This is a genomic window from Chryseobacterium indologenes, from assembly GCF_018362995.1.
Taxonomy (GTDB): Bacteria; Bacteroidota; Bacteroidia; order Flavobacteriales; family Weeksellaceae; genus Chryseobacterium; species Chryseobacterium indologenes_G.
The window spans coordinates 1,626,446-1,643,903 of the sequence record NZ_CP074372.1 but is presented as its reverse complement, the minus strand read 5'-3'; the positions used below and the strand labels follow the sequence as shown (position 1 = coordinate 1,643,903).

Genomic DNA, 17,458 nt, shown 5'->3' with positions numbered 1-17,458 from the left:
GATTATTTTTTAAGGTTTGCCGATATTAGTCCCTAAATGGAAACAAATAATTTGTTTTATTATAAAAATATCGCCAACTAAGACAGTTGGCGATATTTTGCTGTTTGCGGCCTTGACGAGCGTATCTTCAAAGACTTTTGTCGATGATTGGGTTTATAAAGGAAAAATGAATTGCCATGTTATTCGTTGATATCCTTTAAGCATCCGGAATTTCAGGCTCCACAAGCCTTTTTAATTTGTCAAGAGATTCCTGCCAGCCAAGATAGCACATTTCTGCAGGTATTTGCTCCGGAATACCGGTTTGCTCAATTCTGATCTCTGTTCCGCACGATACTTTGCCGAATGAGACTGTAGTAGTCATTTCTCCCTGCAAAGCCGGATTATCAAAGTGCTCAATATATTTAAGAAACTGCCCTTCTCTGATCTCAGTATAGGTACCACCGAAGGAATGTCCGTTACCAGTACTGAAATTAATGAAAGTCATTTTAAATTGTCCGCCTTCTTTAAAATCTGACTGCTGCACAGTACATATAAATCCATAGGGCGGAATCCAGGAAGCATAAGCTGTCACATCAGCAAATGCACGGAAAACTTTTTCCGGAGCAGCCTGGAATATTCGGTGTAATGAAACGCTGTTGTTTTTCATTTTTTTGATTTTTAAATGTTTGAATATGTTTTCGTTTTTTATAATGATCCACTACCTTATTGTACTGAGGATATTTCATCATAGGAAGCAGCTCCGGAAGCATTGAAATTTTCTTTTCGGGCATTCCAATTCCGGAAGCGATAAGAAATTACCAGTACTGCTAAAAATAGTAGTGGCATAAGCATAAATCCCGGATTCCCACTTACACATGCGTGGCTTATAAAGGCAAATATCAGGTTAAATGCCAGGCCTGCGTAGGCCCATTCTTTTATGTTATTGGGTATTTTATTAAGTGATATTGCCACAATTCCTAATATCTTACAGATAATTAATGCGTAAGCAAAATAATCCGGATAACCCAGGGCTTTTGTTCCTGCATTTACATATTCCGGTGCAAACAATAAAGTTGCAGCAGGCATAACGCCTTCCCACAGGATCAGTACGATGGTAGCAGCCCAGAAAATTATTTTATTCTTTTTCATGTTTTAGGGTTTAGTAATTATTAGTTGATTCTGCATATTTTACAAAATTATCAAGGATAGCCTGCCAGCCTTGTTTCTGAAATTCAGGATCATTCTCGGTTTCAGGGTCAAAGCTTGTTGTTACCAATGTTTTGTCGTTCTGCATATCGAAGATGGTAGAGGCTGTTCTTCCGTCAGACATTGTATAAGTTATTTCCCTGTTTGGGTCAACCTTATCGTACGTACCGGAGAAATCGAAACCGAAACTTCCATCCCTGGCTTCCATTCTGTTTGTAAATGTACCTCCTTCCCTGAGATCATTATGGCTACTGGGACAATGCCAGCTTGGGTCTGCTGAATTCCAGTTCATAATATCTTTCGGTGAATTCCACATTTTCCATACTTTTTCCACAGGAGCATTAATTTCAGCTTGTATCTTAATTTTTTGTTGTTTTTTCATTGTTTTAATTTTTTGTTGTTATTGTTATGACAAAGATCGCACACATCATAAAAATATGGCGGTTGCATAAACGACAACCTAAGGGGTAAATTACGACAGAAATTATAAGTATCTTTATAACAAAATAAAAGGTATGCAGATATCAGTTTTTGTTCCTCAGTATGGTACCATAGAGGCTATAACCCCGGCATTCAGGACTTTTCATACTGCCAATGAGTTTCTTTCCGTGTTTGGAAAAAAGCCAATCTTTAAAGTAGAATACGTAGGATTAAATGAATATGTTCCGGCTAATAGCGGAGAGTATACGATAAAGACAAACAGGCTCCTTCAGAATGTTACCCATACGGATCTCCTTATAATTCCTCCTACCTTTGGGGACATGGATGAAGGCATAGCGGCTAATGCAGATGCAATTCCTTATTTCAGGAAACTTTATTTCGAAGGAGCAAGCCTTGCCAGTTTATGTGTCGGTGCCTTCCTTCTTGCAGAAACAGGTCTTCTAGACGGCAGTAAATGCTCCACCCATTGGGCTTATATTAACGAGTTTAAAAACAGATATCCGCAGATAGAAGTAGAAGACGGTGCTATTATAACAGAACACGATAATATTTACAGCAGTGGGGGAGCCAGCAGCTTATGGAACCTGATCCTATACCTTGTAGAAAAATATTCAGACAGGGAAACAGCTATCATGATCTCAAAATATTTTGCACTGGATATAAGCCGGGATAACCAGTCACAATTTGCCATTTTCCGTGGCCAGAGAAGCCATACAGATGAACAGATTAAAAATGTTCAGGATTTTATAGAAGATCATTATGAAGAGAAAATAACAGTTGAAGATCTTGCAACATATGCAGGTATGGGACGCCGTACATTTGAAAGAAGGTTTAAAGATGCAACAAACAATACTCCTTTAGAATACATGCAGCGGGTACGCATTGAAGCTGCTAAAAAGTTTTTTGAAGCATCACGGAAAAACGTTTCGGAAGTAATGTATAATGTAGGTTATACGGACACGAAAGCATTTCGGGATATTTTCAGAAAAATCACAGGAATTACACCTATTGAATACCGGAATAGGTTTGCCAAGGTTTATTAAGTTATAACAGTAAGTTTTTTTTATAATAATCCGGCAGCGTCAAGGAATAAACACAATTTCAAAAGAGATCAATTTACTTAATGAAAAGGTTGCTAATGCTAGAGATAAATATCTTGTCGATAAATTAGATGAAGAGGATTATAAAGAGATCAAAAGGATCACAAAAACCCAAATTGAACAATTGGAACAGGAACTTCAGCAAATGGTTTCGGATAGCAAGGAGCTTGACATTAGAACAAAAATAGAAAATGCACTTGACGGGATGGAAAACCTTGCAAACCTTTATCGGCAGGGAGATCTTCAAACAAAAAGGACGATTGGGTGTTTGATATTTCCCCAAAAAATCGAATTTGACGGAAAAAGTTTTCAAACACCTAAAATGAATATTGTTGCTCAGTGTATCTACCAGTATAACAACGGATTAGGAAATAAAAAAAACCGACATCGAAGAGTGAAATCTTCAAATGTCGGTCTTGTGACCTTGACGAGCGTATCTTCAAACACTTTTATAGATGATTTGGTTCGTTTGAGCCAAATTAGACAAGAATTACAAAACTCATTTTTAACAAAAAATTTCTTTTAGTTTGTTTCTAATACAATTTAATTTAAAAAATTAATAACAATCAGTATTGGAATAGTATGTCTTAAGTTGGCAGTAATTGCCTTGTACCCATAACCGAAGAAATATCGAACTATTTGGTGGAAGATATGGAATGAATCCCGGCGATTTATCAAACTGTCTATTCCGTAACTTTTCTTTTATGATTAACTCCCCAGTCCTTAAGTGCATAAATGAGTGGCGTCAAGGTATCTGCATAAGGCTCCAGTTTGTACGAGATTTTTATTGGATATTCGTCGATAATAATTCTTTTCAGCAGTTTATGCTGCTCCAGATCCTTTAGTTCTTTTGCTAAAACTTTAGGTGTAATTCCTGGAATACTTTCCTGTATATCCGTAAAACGATCATTTCCAACGCCTACTGAAATGATGATGGGTACTTTCCACTTTCCATTAATGACGTCAAGTGTATCTCTTACTGGTTTTATAGTGTCCAGGCAGTCACAGTGTACTTTTTTTTGTGCCATTTTTTTTATTTTATCAGATTAGCTTTTAAATTTAATGATAGGTCACTTCTACACCATTAATTTCTTTCACCACTTCAGCAAAAAGTTTTGCAGACTTAACCCTGTCATTGATATCATAAATTGTCGATACCATAATCAGTTCATCAACTTGAGTTTCTTCAAGAAATGCTTTCGTTTGTTCTTTTACCTTTTCTTTGGTTCCTACAAAAGAATATTTAAGCATTTGATGTAAACTTGGATGATTTAAAATATCTTTCAGATCATCGGTCATTTCTGTAGGTGGTTGCAAAGGTTGAGAATTTCCGGTTAAAACTCCGAAAAACATTCTGATGAGTGATGTGAATATCCTTTGTGCTTCTTCATCGGTATCAGCAACAACCACATTGACGCCCGCAATTGTATAGGGTTTTGCCAACATTTCTGAAGGTTGAAATTCTTCCCGATAGATCTCTAAAGCGTGCAATAAATGGTTTGAGGCAAAGTGGCTTGCAAATGCATACGGCAATCCCTTTTGAGCCGCTAAATGTGCACTGTCAGTGCTTGACCCTAAAATGTAGATCGGCACATTGGCATCCTCAGCTATAGGTGCTCTCACTTTTCCGTTGCTATTGGCTGATGAGAAATAATTTTCAATCTTTTCAATTTCTGATGGGAAAGAGTGTGCTGCTTTCATAAAGTCCGATCGGATTGCCTGTGCTGTCAGCGTATCTGTGCCTGGAGCTCTTCCCAAGCCTAAATCAATACGGTCAGGGTAGAGGTGAGCAAGTGTGCCAAATTGTTCTGCTATGATCAGTGGAGAATGATTGGGTAGCATAATTCCGCCGGATCCTACTCTTATCTTATTGGTGTTTTCAGCAACATAACCGATCAATATAGAAGTTGCACTGCTCCCGACCGAAGCTGAATTATGGTGTTCAGCGAACCAATATCGTTTGTAGTCATTTGCTTCAGCAACTTTTGCCAATGCTAATGAATTATGTAATGTCTCTCTGAAAGTACTGCCTTCTGACACAATAGCAAGCTCTAAGATTGAATATTCGATATGTTTTTTCATTATTTTGGAATTTTGATTTTATTAATAATATTTAATCGTTTGCAATAACCTATTAACCAATAAATCAATGCAAAATTAATAGATGTAACTTCATTTATGATAGCAATTAACAAGCAGAAAGTAAAATACAAAGGATTTGTGAAATACCTATTAATCTGTTAGTTTAAAAAATACGGTCTGAACTAAGTATCAACAGTTCCCATGTTTTACCTAAATGTTTTATCCTAATATAAAGTGTTTACCGCACACTTTACACCTCACAAAATTACATAAAAAATACTAACTATAAGATAGTAGTTTCCTAAAAGAAAGTGATGTAATTCCAAAGTTTATACTTTAATATTTCTGCTACCAATGATTTAAAAAATACACTTTCCTTTAGGAAAGGACTATACAATTGATAGTAAAATCTCTCTAACTTTGCATCATCAATTACAGAGTTCTACAAAACACCGATTAAAAAATTTGATCGAAAAGTGATGTAGAGATAATACTAATTCAATTAAAATTTTTAAAATGAAAAGATTAGAAGGTAAAGTTGCAATCATCACAGGTGGCGCAAGAGGAATGGGCGAGGCTCACGCAAAATTGTTTGTTGAGCACGGAGCGAAAGTGGTCATTACTGATGTTCTGGAAGATGAAGGCTCTGCTTTGGCAGAATCTTTAGGAGAGGATGCTATTTTTATAAAACACGATGTTACCAGCGAGGATCAATGGAGAGAAGTAGTGGAAACTGCTGAAAAGCAATTTGGTAACATTACTGTTTTGGTCAATAACGCAGGTATTGCAGGCAAATTTGGTAATGTTGCGGATCTTGATTTCGCTGAATACAAAAAAGTGATGTCCGTCAATAGTGATGGTGTGTTTTTAGGAATGAAGTCAGTGATACCTTCGATGCTTAAGGCAGGTCAAGGTTCGATTGTCAACATTTCATCAGTTTCAGGATTACAGGTAGCACCTGGATCTCCAAATGCTGCTTATGTGGGAAGCAAATTTGCCGTTACAGGTCTGACAAAGATGGCCGCATTGGAATATGCTACCCGCAATATCAGAGTAAATTCGGTACATCCGGGAGGCGTTAAAACCGGCATCGTAGATCCTAAATTATTTGACGATCCCAAAATTTTAGAACCAACTCCACTGGGAAGATTAGCTACACCTCTTGAAGTGGCTTTCGTTTCATTATTTCTAGCATCAGATGAGGCATCATACCTGACCGCTGCTGAGTATAAAGTAGATGGTGGTATGACGGCAAAGTAAAATTTAATAAATATAACGTAATGAAAATAGGAGTAATAGGGGCCGGACTGATCGGCAAAACATTGGCGAAAAAATTCAGTGATTCTGGACATACGGTTTCTTTGGCTGATGCCAAAGGTGTAAATGAAATACGACAGATAGCAAATAATGCTGGCGCCAAAGCGGTTGATGTAGAGGATGTTTCTACTGATATAGATGTTTTAATTTTAGCGATCCCATTATTAAGAATTCCGGAATTAGCACAAACCTTAAAGTCTAAATTAGATGATAGCGTTGTAGTTGTAGAAACAACTAATTACTGGCCTCATCGTGATGGACGCATTGATGCTATTGAAAATGGAATGGTCAACAGTGTTTGGGTACAGCAACAATTAGGTAGAACTGTAGTAAAAGCTTTCAGTAATATCGGAGCTTACAGTCTATTGGCGGAAGGAAAACCCAAAAATAGCGATGGTAGAATTGCTGTAGCCGTTTCGGGAGACGTTCAGAAAGAAATAGATGTAGTGATGGGATTGGTAGATGATGTAGGATTTGATGCACTTGATTCTGGACCACTTGAAGATTCCTGGAGACAACAAGCTTGCGGACCAGCATATTGTACAGATCTTTCACTGAATGAACTTAAGGATGCAAGAGAATCTGCAATCAGGGAAACCCTGGTAGATAAGCAAACCCTGTCTTTTGAGACGATGAAAGATCTTGGTCAGGAATTTTTTGATATTCTGGTTTCAGGACAATACCCGGAAGGATTTGTAGATCATGCAGTAGATATCAATCGTTCAATCAACGGTTTACCGCCAAGAGTCAATGGAAATAAACTTTAATAACAATAATTTTTAATAATTTAAATATGAAAATAGGGATAATAGGTACCGGTGCTATAGGTGGTACCATTGCAAAAAAAATGGCTGAAGCTGGTCATACTGTAAAAATCAATAATTCAGATGACGCAGAAAAATTAAATGCCCGTGCTAAAGAGTTGGGTGTATCGCCTGCGAATCAGAAAGATGTTGTAAAGGATGTCGATGTTATCATTTTGTCTTTGCCAACGATTGCCATCCCAACTTTACCTAAAAATCTTTTTGCTGAAGTTCCGGAAAATGTAATTGTAGTCGATACTTCCAATTATTATCCGTTCCGTGATGCTGATATTGAAGAAATAAAAAACGGTAAAGTGGAAAGTGTATGGGTATCCGAGCAATTAGGCAGACCCGTGATCAAAGCTTTCAACAACTTATTGGCAGAAACACTTATCAGCGGTGGGAAAAATCCTGATGCAGAAAACAGAATTGCAATGGCAGTAGCCGGAGACAATGACGACGCTAAAAAAGTTATAGCAGGATTAGTTAATGATGCCGGTTATGATGTTGTTGATTCAGGTAGTCTTTCAGAATCATGGAGACATCAACCGGGGACACCAGCCTACTGCACGGAATTGGAAGCAGAAGAATTAAAACAAGCTTTGAAGGATGCAGTGAAAGAAGAAGCGCCTGTTAAAAGAGATCAAGCGATCGCTGAACTTTCAGCAATGTCTAGCTATCCTTCTCATCCTGATGTTGTAAAATTTAACAGAGCATTGTTTGAAAAAAATCCAAAGACAAAATAATAAGTGCTCAATTGAACTGAAATGTGCTAATGAGTATTGAAAAGATTTCCAGTTTGTATCTTATCAATAGATTAAAGTTTTACACTGTACTTTTCGTTAAAACGTTTCATAATTACCCACTTTTGTATCATTTTCGAAGGTGTTATTTGAAGGAACTTTGTCATGTCAAATATTTAAAATAATCTAATGGCAAAAACAATTTTTATAACAGGAGCATCCCGAGGATTCGGAAGAATTTGGACGGAAGCATTTTTACGACGTGGCGATAATGTAGTTGCTGCTGTTCGTACTCCTGAATCGTTAGCAGATTTAAAGCAGGAATTTTCATCAACGCTCTTGGTTGTTAAGCATGATGTTAGAGACAGAATAGGAAGTTTTGAAGCAGTTGAAAATGCAGTAGGTCACTTTGGAAGAATCGATGTTTTAATCAATAATGCAGGGTTCGGACATGTAGGAGCTGTCGAAGAGCTTAGCGAATCAGATGTCAGGGCTCAGTTTGAAACTAATGTATTGGGGTCATTGTGGATGGTTCAGGCAATATTACCTGTGATACGTGAGCAAAAATCGGGTCAGATCATTCAGCTTTCAAGTGCTTTGGGACTGAACACAGTTCCATTGATGGGACTTTACAGTGCTACAAAATTTGCAGTGGAAGGTCTTACCGAAACCCTGGCAAGCGAAGTGAGCGGTTTCGGCATAAAAGTGACCATTGTAGAACCGGGCGGATTCTCCACAGATTTCTTCGGAAATAATTCTCTGGCGCTGAGTTCAATAGTTTCTGATTATGATGCTATAAGAAAAGATTTTTATGAGCACGCAGAAGATCAGGATTCTGGTAATCCAATGGCTACCGCTACTGCTATCCTGAGCCTGGTAGATTCTGATAATCCACCGTTAAGACTGCTTTTGGGCAAAAATACTTTCTCTTGGGTGAAACACATCTATTCGGAACGTCTTAAAACCTGGGAATCCTGGGAAGATGTTTCTGTGGCAGCACACGGTTAATTGAAATTTAATATGAGCAGAATCTGACTTTTCAGAAATCTGTTTTTAATATCTCATAAAAAAGATGGAACATTTTACGAAAATCAGCGACCTTCATACGGCTTTTGGCATTAAGCCACCAGAAAACCCTCTTTTTAGTGTGGTTTTTGGGGAACAGGATATGTGCAAGGGGAATAATAAGCTTGAATTTTCTTCCGGATTTTATATCATTGGATTTAAAAAATTGAAATCTGGTAGTATGTCATATGGCAAAACTAAATATGATCACGACCTGGGTTCCTTGTCATTCATAAAACCACAGCAGAAAGTGGCATTCCAAAATGTGATGCTGGAGGAAAAGGGTTTTTTAATTATTATTCATGAAGATTATCTACCTGGAACAGCACTTTACAAAGAAATTAAGAAATACAGCTATTTCGATTATGAAGTGAATGAAGCTTTGCATCTTTCACCTTCTGAAGAAGATATCATCTGGAATTTATATTTCAACATCGAAAAAGAATATAATAATAATACCGACGAGCTAAGCAAATCAATTATTATAAGCCATCTGGATTCTTTACTGAAATATTCGCAACGCTTCTATAAGAGACAGTTTATCAACAGAAAGCCGCTGACGGGCTCAATGGTAACAAAGTTCAATTCATTGCTTGTTGCGAATTTTGAAGAAAGAAAAATTAAGGATATTGGATTGCCAACGGTAGCACTGATGGCGGAAAAATTGAACATATCGTCACGGTATTTGACCGATTTGCTAAAAGAAGAGACGGGTAAAACAGCCCTGGAGCTTATTCATCTTTTTTTGATTGGCGAAGCGAAAAATTTATTAACCGAAGGAGAGTTGAACATATCAGAAATCTCTCACCATCTGGGTTTTGAAAATACCACCTATTTTTCACGTCTTTTTAGAAAGGAGGTCGGAATTACGCCTAGAAAATTCAGAGGAAGTCTTCTAAATTAAAACAGAAAATTCTTCAAAACAGAGATAACCCTTAAACAATTTATTACAAGGTATTGCTTTATAGGGTAGGGTTGCTGGTACAGTAAATTCTGAAATGTATAATAAATGAAAATTAATTCAAGCACATTAAATTTTAGAAATTGGAGTTCTTCGTGCAGGTTAGAAACAATGGTGATTTAAATTATTTAAGAAGAGTGAACAAATTTTTATAATATGAAAAAAATGTTAATAGGATTACATTTAGGAAACGGATACGGCTCTTCACCGGGAGCATGGAGATTTTCTGGAGTTAATCCTCAAAGTTATACCAGTTATGATGCGAGGGTTCAGCAAGCCCAAGCGGCTGAGCGGGGAAAGTTCCAGTTTATATTTTTACCCGATGGTCCGGGCGCTATCATGGCAGATATAGAAAGCGAAGCTCCAAACTTTAACCTTGATGTCATGATGACGTTGGCTGCAGTTGCCAGAGAAACAGAATATATTGGACTTGTTGCAACCGGGTCTACTACTTTTAACGAGCCTTTTAATTTGGCAAGGCAATACAAAGCACTTGACATCATGAGTCATGGTAGAGCAGGCTGGAACGCCATTACATCAAGCGGCAATGATGTCGCAGCTAATTACGGAAAAATAATACCTACCAGTGCAGAGCGTTATGGTCGTGCACACGAGTCAATACAATTGATACAGGCACTGTGGGGCAGCTGGGGTAAGGATGCGTGGATACACGATCAGAAAACCGGATATTTTGCAGATAAAGATCAGATTGTGCCCATCAATCTTCAAGGCAAATTTGTAGGGTCAAGGGGTCCGCTGTATATTCCACCTTCCGAACAGGGACAACCGGTGATATTTCACGCCGGTGGAAGTCCTAATGCACACGAACTTGCCGGTCGATTTGCAAACGTTGTAATTGGTGCAGCTTTTACTATTGAAGATGCACGTGCACAACGTAATGCATTCAGGGAATCAGCAGAGCGTCATGGGAGAAATCCTGACGAGATAAAATATATTGCAGGGCTTATGACCTCAATAGCAGGGAACAGGCGTGAAGGTTTAGATAGGAGAATCATTTTGACACAGCACCTCTTTCCTCAAAGAGTTTCATATCTCCAGCAGATGCTTGGAATACCACTGAACGATAAAGACCTGGATTCTCCGTTGTCTCAGACTTTATTAAATGCAGCCCGTCCATCTCCTTATGATCCCAGATCATCTCATGCCCTTAAAATTGCAAAAGAGGGTTGGAGCCTGCGTGACATTATTGCTCATGGTGTGATAGATTATCATCCTGTCATTGCTGGTCCGGGCATTGAGGCAGCAGACCATATGCAGAGATGGTTCGAAGCAGGCGCTGCTGACGGATTCTGGATTTCACCAGATGTAAATTTTGACGGAATCGATGCATTTGTTAATGAGGTTGTCCCAATATTGCAACAACGGGGATTGTTTCATCAGGACTATGAAGGAAAGACCCTGAGGGAAAATCTGGGAATACCAGATCAATACGGAGTAGATCCTCGTGTTTAGGAACTCTATTACAGGATGAATGCTCCAACGATAAAAAAATATTTAACGACTCAATTCTTATGTCAGATATCAAAGAAAAGCAAACCAATTATGTAATCGTCTTCGAAGACGAAAGTCTTTTGGATAATGTTTGGTTTGCAATGGAAAGGATTGGTAGAAGTTGGAATCTTAGAATCAATACTGCAATTGCAATCGGAAATAAGAGGTTCACTCTACAAGAATAAAAAAAATAATTTTAAAACAAAAAACAAAAAACAAAAAAAATGGCAAATAAAATCGCATTAGTTACAGGCGCAAGCCGTGGATTAGGTAAAGATTCAGCTATACAATTAGCTAAAAAAGGCTTTGATATCATTTTAACCTATCAAACAAAAAAAGAATTTGCAGATCAGGTGGTCTTAGAAATTGAAGCTGTCGGACAAAAAGCATTTGCGTTATCCCTTGATATCTCAACAACAGATGGTTTTGATCAATTTGTAAATGAAGTAAGGAATATTTTAGATACTCAATATCCTTCTGCAAAGTTGGATGCATTAGTAAACAATGCAGGAATTGGTATCAATAAACCTTTCGACCTAACAACTGAAGATATCGTAGATTTAATGACAAATATTCATTTTAAAGGGCCTTATTTTATAACTCAAAAACTTTTACCATTATTAAATGATGGAAGCAGTATCGTTAATGTGTCGTCAGGTTTAGCAAGATTCTCATCTCCCGGCTACTCGGCATATGGTGCTATGAAAGCTGCAATAGAATCTTTATCAAGATATCAGGCTTTAGAATTGGGAAGCAGAAAAATTAGAGTCAATGCCCTTGCTCCGGGTGCAATCGAGACTGATTTTGATGGCGGTGCCGTTCGTGATATTTCAGATGTCAATAACTACTTAACTGCTGAAACAGCTTTGGGAAGAGTTGGTCTGCCGGATGATATTGGAAGTGTTATAGCATTTTTATGCTCTGATGATTCAAAATGGATTAACGCACAGCGAATAGAAGTTTCTGGAGGATATCGAATATAGTAGATTGAATTAAAATTAATCAGATTTGAAATAAAATATTCTTTATCACTAAATCTTTTGAGGAAAAAAGTGATTTATCAATGAATTTATAATCTTAAAATAAATGGCGCCACTTGTCTTAAAGTGGCGCCATTTGGATGTGTGTGACCAAGACGAGCGTATCTTCAAACACTTTTATCGATGATTTACTTCGTTTGAGCCAAATCAAAAAGGAATTAGTAACCCCGATTTTAATATTTAATCACTTGTAGTTGTAGAGTTTTTGCAAATTAATTTTTTAGTAAATGTAATAATCCAATATAAACAAAGAAGATGTTATTGATATGATTGTTGTATTTAAATATCGTACGGTACTTTTAATCAATTTATTACGTTCCGGCTGCTTGAAAATTCTTTGTAAGTATACACATTGTAAGGATAGATTTTCTTTGCCAGAATTTTAGAAATAACACTACTGATGAACAAAGGAAACAGCAATAGATATCCAGACGGTACTATACTGGAAATAATAAACATGGCAGTAAGAGGGGCGTGAATAGCTGCGGAAAGCATGGCAGCTGCTCCAAATAACGCAAAATTAATAATCACAAGATTGGTACCTAAATAATGGTTGCAGAATTGGGCAAAAAATACCCCTAAAAACGCTCCTGTAACAATACTAGGGGCAAATACACCGCCGTCACCGCCTGCACCGAGAGTGAGGGAAGCCGCCAATGGCTTTATGAAGATAAGCAAAACCAGAGGAATTAAATATGCGAGATTAACGATGTCGTACGAACTACATTCGAGGATTTTACCAAGTCCGTGATAACTATCACCATATAAAGCCGGAAGAAAAAAGATAAATACCCCAACAGTTATAGCACCTAAATTTACACGGATGAAATTGTTGTTAATCCCACCAAAAAATGTTTTTGCGTAGATGACAATTTTCGTAAAATAAAGCGCAAATATACCTCCGATTAAACTTAGTATCATAGCAAAAGGTATGGATTGCCAACGCCAGTCCTGTACCTTAAATGTAAATAGTGGATTTGAGTCATAAAAATGTACAAATAGATGAGCTACAATCATCGAACTAATTCCACTGATCAGTAAGGTTTTATTGTATTTACGTGCAATAACTTCAAATGCAAATAAAAAACCGCCCAGCGCACTTCCAAAGAGTACGGTTACACCCGCTATAATACCTGCACATATCAGTTCCGTCTTGTAGGCCCAAGCACTATGCAAATGTTTGTAGGCCTGATTACCAACTGTTGCGGTGGCAACTACTGTTGATACTTCTACTCCTGTAGATCCTCCGAAAATCACTGTTAAAAAGCCATTAACACAATGAGAAGGTATTTTAAAAAAAGGAAGATGATCTTTTCTTGTTTCCAGGGTAGTATATATTTCTTTAATTCCTTTATTTTTTCTGTTCTGAAAGAAATATTTACGTAGGAAGTAGATTGTTGTAATACCTACACTTGGTAAAAAGATTAACAATTTGTTTTCCGTGGCTATAATTTGTTCAAAGAGGTATTCTTGTACCTGTCCTGTTAAATGTTTTAAAGTATAAGATATAAGACAACAGATAATACTAACGATAATAGATATCCCGGTTAATTTGACATAGCTGGATCTGATTATTTTCTTTCTGTACGCTGTATTGCCTTGCATAACTATTTTAGTTTTAAAGAAGATGTAAAGGTAACAGTTATTTTTTGAAATAGTAAAAGTTGCTTGTTACTTTATACTACCTGTTTTTATTTAAACAATTCAAATGAAGTTTAAATAATTCATTGATTCATAAACTGAAAGTCCAACTGATAAAAGGCAACGATATACTTAATTTTTTTGTTTTACTTATAAATTCTGTCTTTTTGCAACGTTGGAATTTTAGATAACTGTTAAAAATAGATGTTTTTTAATTTTGTGACGGATGAAAAAATTGCAGATTTCGTCAGCTTCTTTAATTTTAGTATTGAATAATATACACTATTAAATAAAGAAAAACTAAATTAGTTGTGCAAAGAAATTGTTATGCCTAAAAACGATTCAATTACATTAAATAGAATGGATTACAGCAGTGGGATTGCTGTTGGTATTTGGAACGGATCTACACCAGGTATTATAAAAGCACTTTCACCCCACAGGCACGACCATTATACTTGCATGCTAATTGAAGCTGATCAGCTTGAAGTTGTATTTGATTTTAAGCATTTAACAATGCCGGTGGGGACACTTTTTATCTCTCCTCCTGGACAAGTTCATCAGATTCTAGAGACTCTTAGCGCAACCGGTTGTTATCTGTCTTTTGAAAGCCGTCATATCGGTAGAACGGCACAAACCAGTTTGGATAATTTGTTAGAGGAAACCTTGATTATCGCTCTCTCTAATAATGAGCGGGATTGGTTTAGAACAATCTTTGATTCAATGATGAAATTACAAGATCTGAACGATATCGCTTACAGGCAAGTTGAAGAACCATTGCTTTCAGCTTTTATTGAACAGGCAGTTTTGTGCTACGAACGTCAATTATTCATTAATCCCGAAAGTATCAGTCTACGTTCTATCAGTCTCACAAAGGAATTCAGGAATCTTGTAAAATCACATTTCCGGAGTATTAAGCGTCCATTTGAATATGCAGAAAAGCTTAATATTACTGTTGGACATCTAAGCGATACAGTAAAAAAAGTGACTGGATCATCAGCTTCGGAACTGATTCAAAAGGAAGTGATGAACGAAGCGTTAAGATTGCTATACTATACGGAGGTAAGTATCAAGGAAATTTCCTATCAGCTGGGATATCAAGACACAAAATATTTCATTAGACTGTTCAGTAAAAAAGCAGGTTGTTCGCCAAGTGAATATCGGAAGAAATACGCTAAAAACTCAGACCAAATCTTAGATCATTAAAATTGTTCCTTATTTTGTCCACCTTTTACCTTAATTTGTGAGTGGCGTTGCATATGCCAATTGCTCAATTTTGTAAGACAAAAAAATTACTTCTAAAGAAAATTTAAGTCTTATGATTGGACAGAATTTTGTTGAAAGCTCAGTATTCTCATTGTCAAAAACTCCCGAGGGAATAGTCGACTCTTTTCTTGCTCATATGAATTCTTTCCATTCGGAGACTATGCTTCGTTTCTATGAGGAGGATGCAATCTTTATTAATGATAACGGTGAGCCTCGGAGAGGAAGATTGGAGATTGCGCGAGAATTGGACTGCTTCTTTAAATTCGGATTGCCAATCAAAATTACAACAAGGAATGTTTATGTAAATGGCAATCTAGCATCACTAATCTTGGACTGGAGTATAGCGGGTATTGCGAATAATGGTGAAAAAATATGTATGCGAGGAACATCTAATGATTATGCTAAAAGAGGAGCCGATGGATATTGGAGATATTGGTTTGAAAATCCCTTTGGTGTTCAAGTGCGCAGTTTATTTTAAAAAACTTTACAATATTAAATAAATCAGATATGAAAATTTTAGTAGTAGGAGGTACAGGTCTAACAGGGAGGCTTGTAACTAACAAATTGGAAAAACTTGGTCATAAAGTGGTGATTGGCTCGCCATCACAAGGTGTTGATATCCTTACTGGTGAAGGGCTTCAGGAAGCCTTGACCGGAACTGAAATAGTAATAGATCTATCAAATTCATCTTCTCCCGAAGGAGAAAATGCATTTCGATTTTTTGAGACTGCGGGAAAGAATCTTGTCAAAGCAGAATTGAATGCTAGTGTTAAGCATCATATCGTTCTATCAATTGTAGGAACAGATGATGCATTGGAAATCGGTTATCTTAGAGCAAAAAAACTTCAAGAGGATACTATTAAAAACTCAGGTATACCTTACACTATAATTAGGTCAACACAATTTCACGAACATGTGGAAGCCATCATCCAAGTTCAGGGAGAAGGGGATAAAGTTTTTGTTTCGAACTTAGACTATCAACCAATTGCACTTGATGATGTTGCCGAGTTCATAGTACAATTTTCTTTGGAAGAACCTAAAAATAACACCATTGAAATTGCAGGACCAAGACGTGGCAAAATGGAGGCTTTTGTCTCTGAGTATATTCAAATTACCGGTCAGGATAAAAAAGTGATTATAGACAATGAAAATAAGTATATGCATTTTGTTGTTCCTACTTCACTTTTAGTTCCCACTGGGCAATACAATACAGGCAAAATACTTTTTGAGAACTGGGCACTTGAAACACATAAAATTTAATCTTCTAAATTTATCCTTTCGCTTAAAGCAGTTCTAAAATTTGAGTGCAGTTAAGTACTTCTTTATCACTATTTATGTTCTTTTTTTCAACTTATTAAGAAGATGGAAATTAATAATGAATTGATTTTTAATATGGAAAGGGAAAAAATTATTTATTGTGAAAAGCAGTAAAAACGTTTTAATTGAAGATGATAATTTCTTTTAATTTAATTAATTTTCTTATCAAGAATAATAATTTTTCTGTGTTCTCTTCCCCAATTAATCATTTCATTGATAATTTTGCCGAAAGTTGGGCAGCATTCTGTCGGTTCATATTCGATTAAAACAGGTGTTTCGGGACAAACGATGCATTTTACCAATTTATTCAGCTCCATATCTTTTAGTTCTTTGAAAGCATTCTAGTGGTAATTTTACTTTCCGATGTAATCCTACTGCCAAATAGATGGTTTTGTTAATGACCTTGGAGTTTTCACGAACATCGAATACGATTCCGATTAAATACAAATCTTCTAAGGGGCGGTTTTGGCAGCTCACCATTTCGGTAGCAACGGCATTGGTAATTATGGAAATAGCAGAGGAAGATATTTCAAAGTCGTATAGTTCTTTAACCTTCTCATCGATATCGCTCACAATCATACCTTTGGCGTATAATGAGATAATAATATTCTCCAAACATTTAATGATGTTGTGCGTTTTTTGTTCCGGTATTAACATTTTTTATTTCCTCTTCCAAAAATTTCTGATCACTCATACAAGTTAATTTTCGACAATATAGGAAACCTAAAATAGGTAAATAATGAGCTATATTTTGTAATGAATTGCCACATTAAGAATTTTTAAATAGGTCAGTTACAGCTTTAAACAAATATTATTCTGGATTATTCTGAAATTAAGAACAAAAAAATGGCTCAATTTGGATTAAATTAGAGCCATTTGGGCGTTTGTGACCTCGACAGGATTCAAACCTGTAACCTTCTGAGCCGTAATCAGATGCGCTATTCAGTTGCGCCACGAGGCCTTTTGTTATCTTGTTGTTTAACGGTTG

The 17,458-nt window shown here is 36.6% G+C and carries 19 protein-coding genes, 1 tRNA gene and 1 pseudogene; 12 read left to right on the top strand and 9 right to left on the bottom strand.

Annotation, left to right across the window (positions count from 1 at the left end; genetic code table 11):
- Positions 1–196: 196 nt before the first annotated feature.
- From DYR29_RS07510 to DYR29_RS07500, 3 genes are read right to left on the bottom strand one after another with little or no spacing between them, the layout of a single operon-like run.
- Positions 197–646 carry an SRPBCC family protein gene (locus DYR29_RS07510; protein WP_213279951.1) on the bottom strand — a complete coding sequence of 150 codons (450 nt, stop codon included), beginning with the start codon at positions 644–646 and terminating at the stop codon, positions 197–199.
- Positions 647–702: 56 nt separating this feature from the next.
- Positions 703–1,128, bottom strand: coding sequence for a DoxX family protein (locus DYR29_RS07505; protein ID WP_213279950.1), 426 nt, complete (start codon positions 1,126–1,128; stop codon positions 703–705).
- A gap of 10 nt (positions 1,129–1,138) precedes the next feature.
- Positions 1,139–1,567: an SRPBCC family protein gene (locus DYR29_RS07500; protein ID WP_213279949.1), complete on the bottom strand. Its 429-nt coding sequence runs from the start codon at positions 1,565–1,567 to the stop codon at positions 1,139–1,141.
- Between the two features lie 133 nt (positions 1,568–1,700).
- Here DYR29_RS07500 and DYR29_RS07495 point away from each other — a divergent pair, with 133 nt between their 5' ends.
- Together DYR29_RS07495 and DYR29_RS07490 are read left to right on the top strand one after the other, a co-directional pair.
- Entirely contained in the window at positions 1,701–2,669 is a 969-nt protein-coding gene (locus DYR29_RS07495; protein WP_213279948.1) for a GlxA family transcriptional regulator, read from the top strand.
- A gap of 181 nt (positions 2,670–2,850) precedes the next feature.
- The gene (locus DYR29_RS07490; RefSeq protein WP_213279947.1) at positions 2,851–3,252 is read left to right on the top strand and encodes a hypothetical protein; all 402 of its coding nucleotides are present in this window, start codon (positions 2,851–2,853) and stop codon (positions 3,250–3,252) included.
- Positions 3,253–3,409: 157 nt separating this feature from the next.
- Here DYR29_RS07490 and DYR29_RS07485 read toward each other — a convergent pair whose 3' ends face one another.
- Together DYR29_RS07485 and DYR29_RS07480 are read right to left on the bottom strand one after the other, a co-directional pair.
- Positions 3,410–3,754, bottom strand: a complete 345-nt coding sequence (locus DYR29_RS07485; protein WP_056015221.1) for a winged helix-turn-helix transcriptional regulator — start codon at positions 3,752–3,754, stop codon at positions 3,410–3,412.
- Positions 3,755–3,785: 31 nt separating this feature from the next.
- Complete coding sequence (locus DYR29_RS07480; RefSeq protein ID WP_425394617.1) at positions 3,786–4,808, bottom strand: LLM class flavin-dependent oxidoreductase; 1,023 nt, start codon at positions 4,806–4,808, stop codon at positions 3,786–3,788.
- 516 nt (positions 4,809–5,324) lie between these two features.
- Between DYR29_RS07480 and DYR29_RS07475 the strand changes: the two genes are divergently transcribed.
- The 7 genes from DYR29_RS07475 (at position 5,325) to DYR29_RS07445 (ending at position 12,192) form a co-directional block, all read left to right on the top strand.
- Entirely contained in the window at positions 5,325–6,068 is a 744-nt protein-coding gene (locus DYR29_RS07475; RefSeq protein ID WP_056015219.1) for a glucose 1-dehydrogenase, read from the top strand.
- A gap of 20 nt (positions 6,069–6,088) precedes the next feature.
- Complete coding sequence (locus DYR29_RS07470; protein ID WP_213279946.1) at positions 6,089–6,892, top strand: NADPH-dependent F420 reductase; 804 nt, start codon at positions 6,089–6,091, stop codon at positions 6,890–6,892.
- Positions 6,893–6,918: 26 nt separating this feature from the next.
- Entirely contained in the window at positions 6,919–7,674 is a 756-nt protein-coding gene (locus DYR29_RS07465) for an NADPH-dependent F420 reductase (RefSeq protein WP_213279945.1), read from the top strand.
- A 186-nt stretch (positions 7,675–7,860) separates the two neighbouring features.
- Positions 7,861–8,679, top strand: a complete 819-nt coding sequence (locus DYR29_RS07460; RefSeq protein WP_056015216.1) for an SDR family NAD(P)-dependent oxidoreductase — start codon at positions 7,861–7,863, stop codon at positions 8,677–8,679.
- 64 nt (positions 8,680–8,743) lie between these two features.
- Complete coding sequence (locus DYR29_RS07455; RefSeq protein WP_056015215.1) at positions 8,744–9,640, top strand: helix-turn-helix domain-containing protein; 897 nt, start codon at positions 8,744–8,746, stop codon at positions 9,638–9,640.
- A 213-nt stretch (positions 9,641–9,853) separates the two neighbouring features.
- Positions 9,854–11,170, top strand: coding sequence for an NtaA/DmoA family FMN-dependent monooxygenase (locus DYR29_RS07450; protein WP_213279944.1), 1,317 nt, complete (start codon positions 9,854–9,856; stop codon positions 11,168–11,170).
- A gap of 263 nt (positions 11,171–11,433) precedes the next feature.
- Positions 11,434–12,192: an SDR family NAD(P)-dependent oxidoreductase gene (locus DYR29_RS07445; protein WP_213279943.1), complete on the top strand. Its 759-nt coding sequence runs from the start codon at positions 11,434–11,436 to the stop codon at positions 12,190–12,192.
- A gap of 360 nt (positions 12,193–12,552) precedes the next feature.
- On the opposite strand, the gene DYR29_RS07440 is transcribed toward DYR29_RS07445, so the two are convergent.
- The gene (locus DYR29_RS07440; protein WP_062672582.1) at positions 12,553–13,854 is read right to left on the bottom strand and encodes a chloride channel protein; all 1,302 of its coding nucleotides are present in this window, start codon (positions 13,852–13,854) and stop codon (positions 12,553–12,555) included.
- A gap of 363 nt (positions 13,855–14,217) precedes the next feature.
- On the opposite strand from DYR29_RS07440, the gene DYR29_RS07435 reads away from it, so the two are divergent.
- From DYR29_RS07435 to DYR29_RS07425, 3 genes are all read left to right on the top strand, one after another.
- Positions 14,218–15,093: an AraC family transcriptional regulator gene (locus DYR29_RS07435; RefSeq protein WP_056015211.1), complete on the top strand. Its 876-nt coding sequence runs from the start codon at positions 14,218–14,220 to the stop codon at positions 15,091–15,093.
- Positions 15,094–15,205: 112 nt separating this feature from the next.
- A complete protein-coding gene (locus DYR29_RS07430) occupies positions 15,206–15,631 on the top strand; it encodes a YybH family protein (protein ID WP_213279942.1) in 426 nt (141 codons plus the stop codon).
- Positions 15,632–15,660: 29 nt separating this feature from the next.
- Positions 15,661–16,413: an SDR family oxidoreductase gene (locus DYR29_RS07425; protein WP_056015209.1), complete on the top strand. Its 753-nt coding sequence runs from the start codon at positions 15,661–15,663 to the stop codon at positions 16,411–16,413.
- A 206-nt stretch (positions 16,414–16,619) separates the two neighbouring features.
- Here the strand turns inward: DYR29_RS07425 and DYR29_RS07420 are convergent, their stop codons facing one another.
- The 3 genes and pseudogenes from DYR29_RS07420 to DYR29_RS07410 all read right to left on the bottom strand — a co-directional run bounded on the left by DYR29_RS07420 (position 16,620) and on the right by DYR29_RS07410 (position 17,431).
- Positions 16,620–16,787, bottom strand: coding sequence for a winged helix-turn-helix transcriptional regulator (locus DYR29_RS07420; RefSeq protein WP_249413646.1), 168 nt, complete (start codon positions 16,785–16,787; stop codon positions 16,620–16,622).
- A gap of 34 nt (positions 16,788–16,821) precedes the next feature.
- Positions 16,822–17,127, bottom strand: a pseudogene (locus DYR29_RS07415) (transposase); the annotation flags it as partial.
- 230 nt (positions 17,128–17,357) lie between these two features.
- Positions 17,358–17,431: transfer RNA gene (locus DYR29_RS07410), tRNA-Arg, on the bottom strand.
- Between the last annotated feature and the right edge of the window lie 27 nt (positions 17,432–17,458).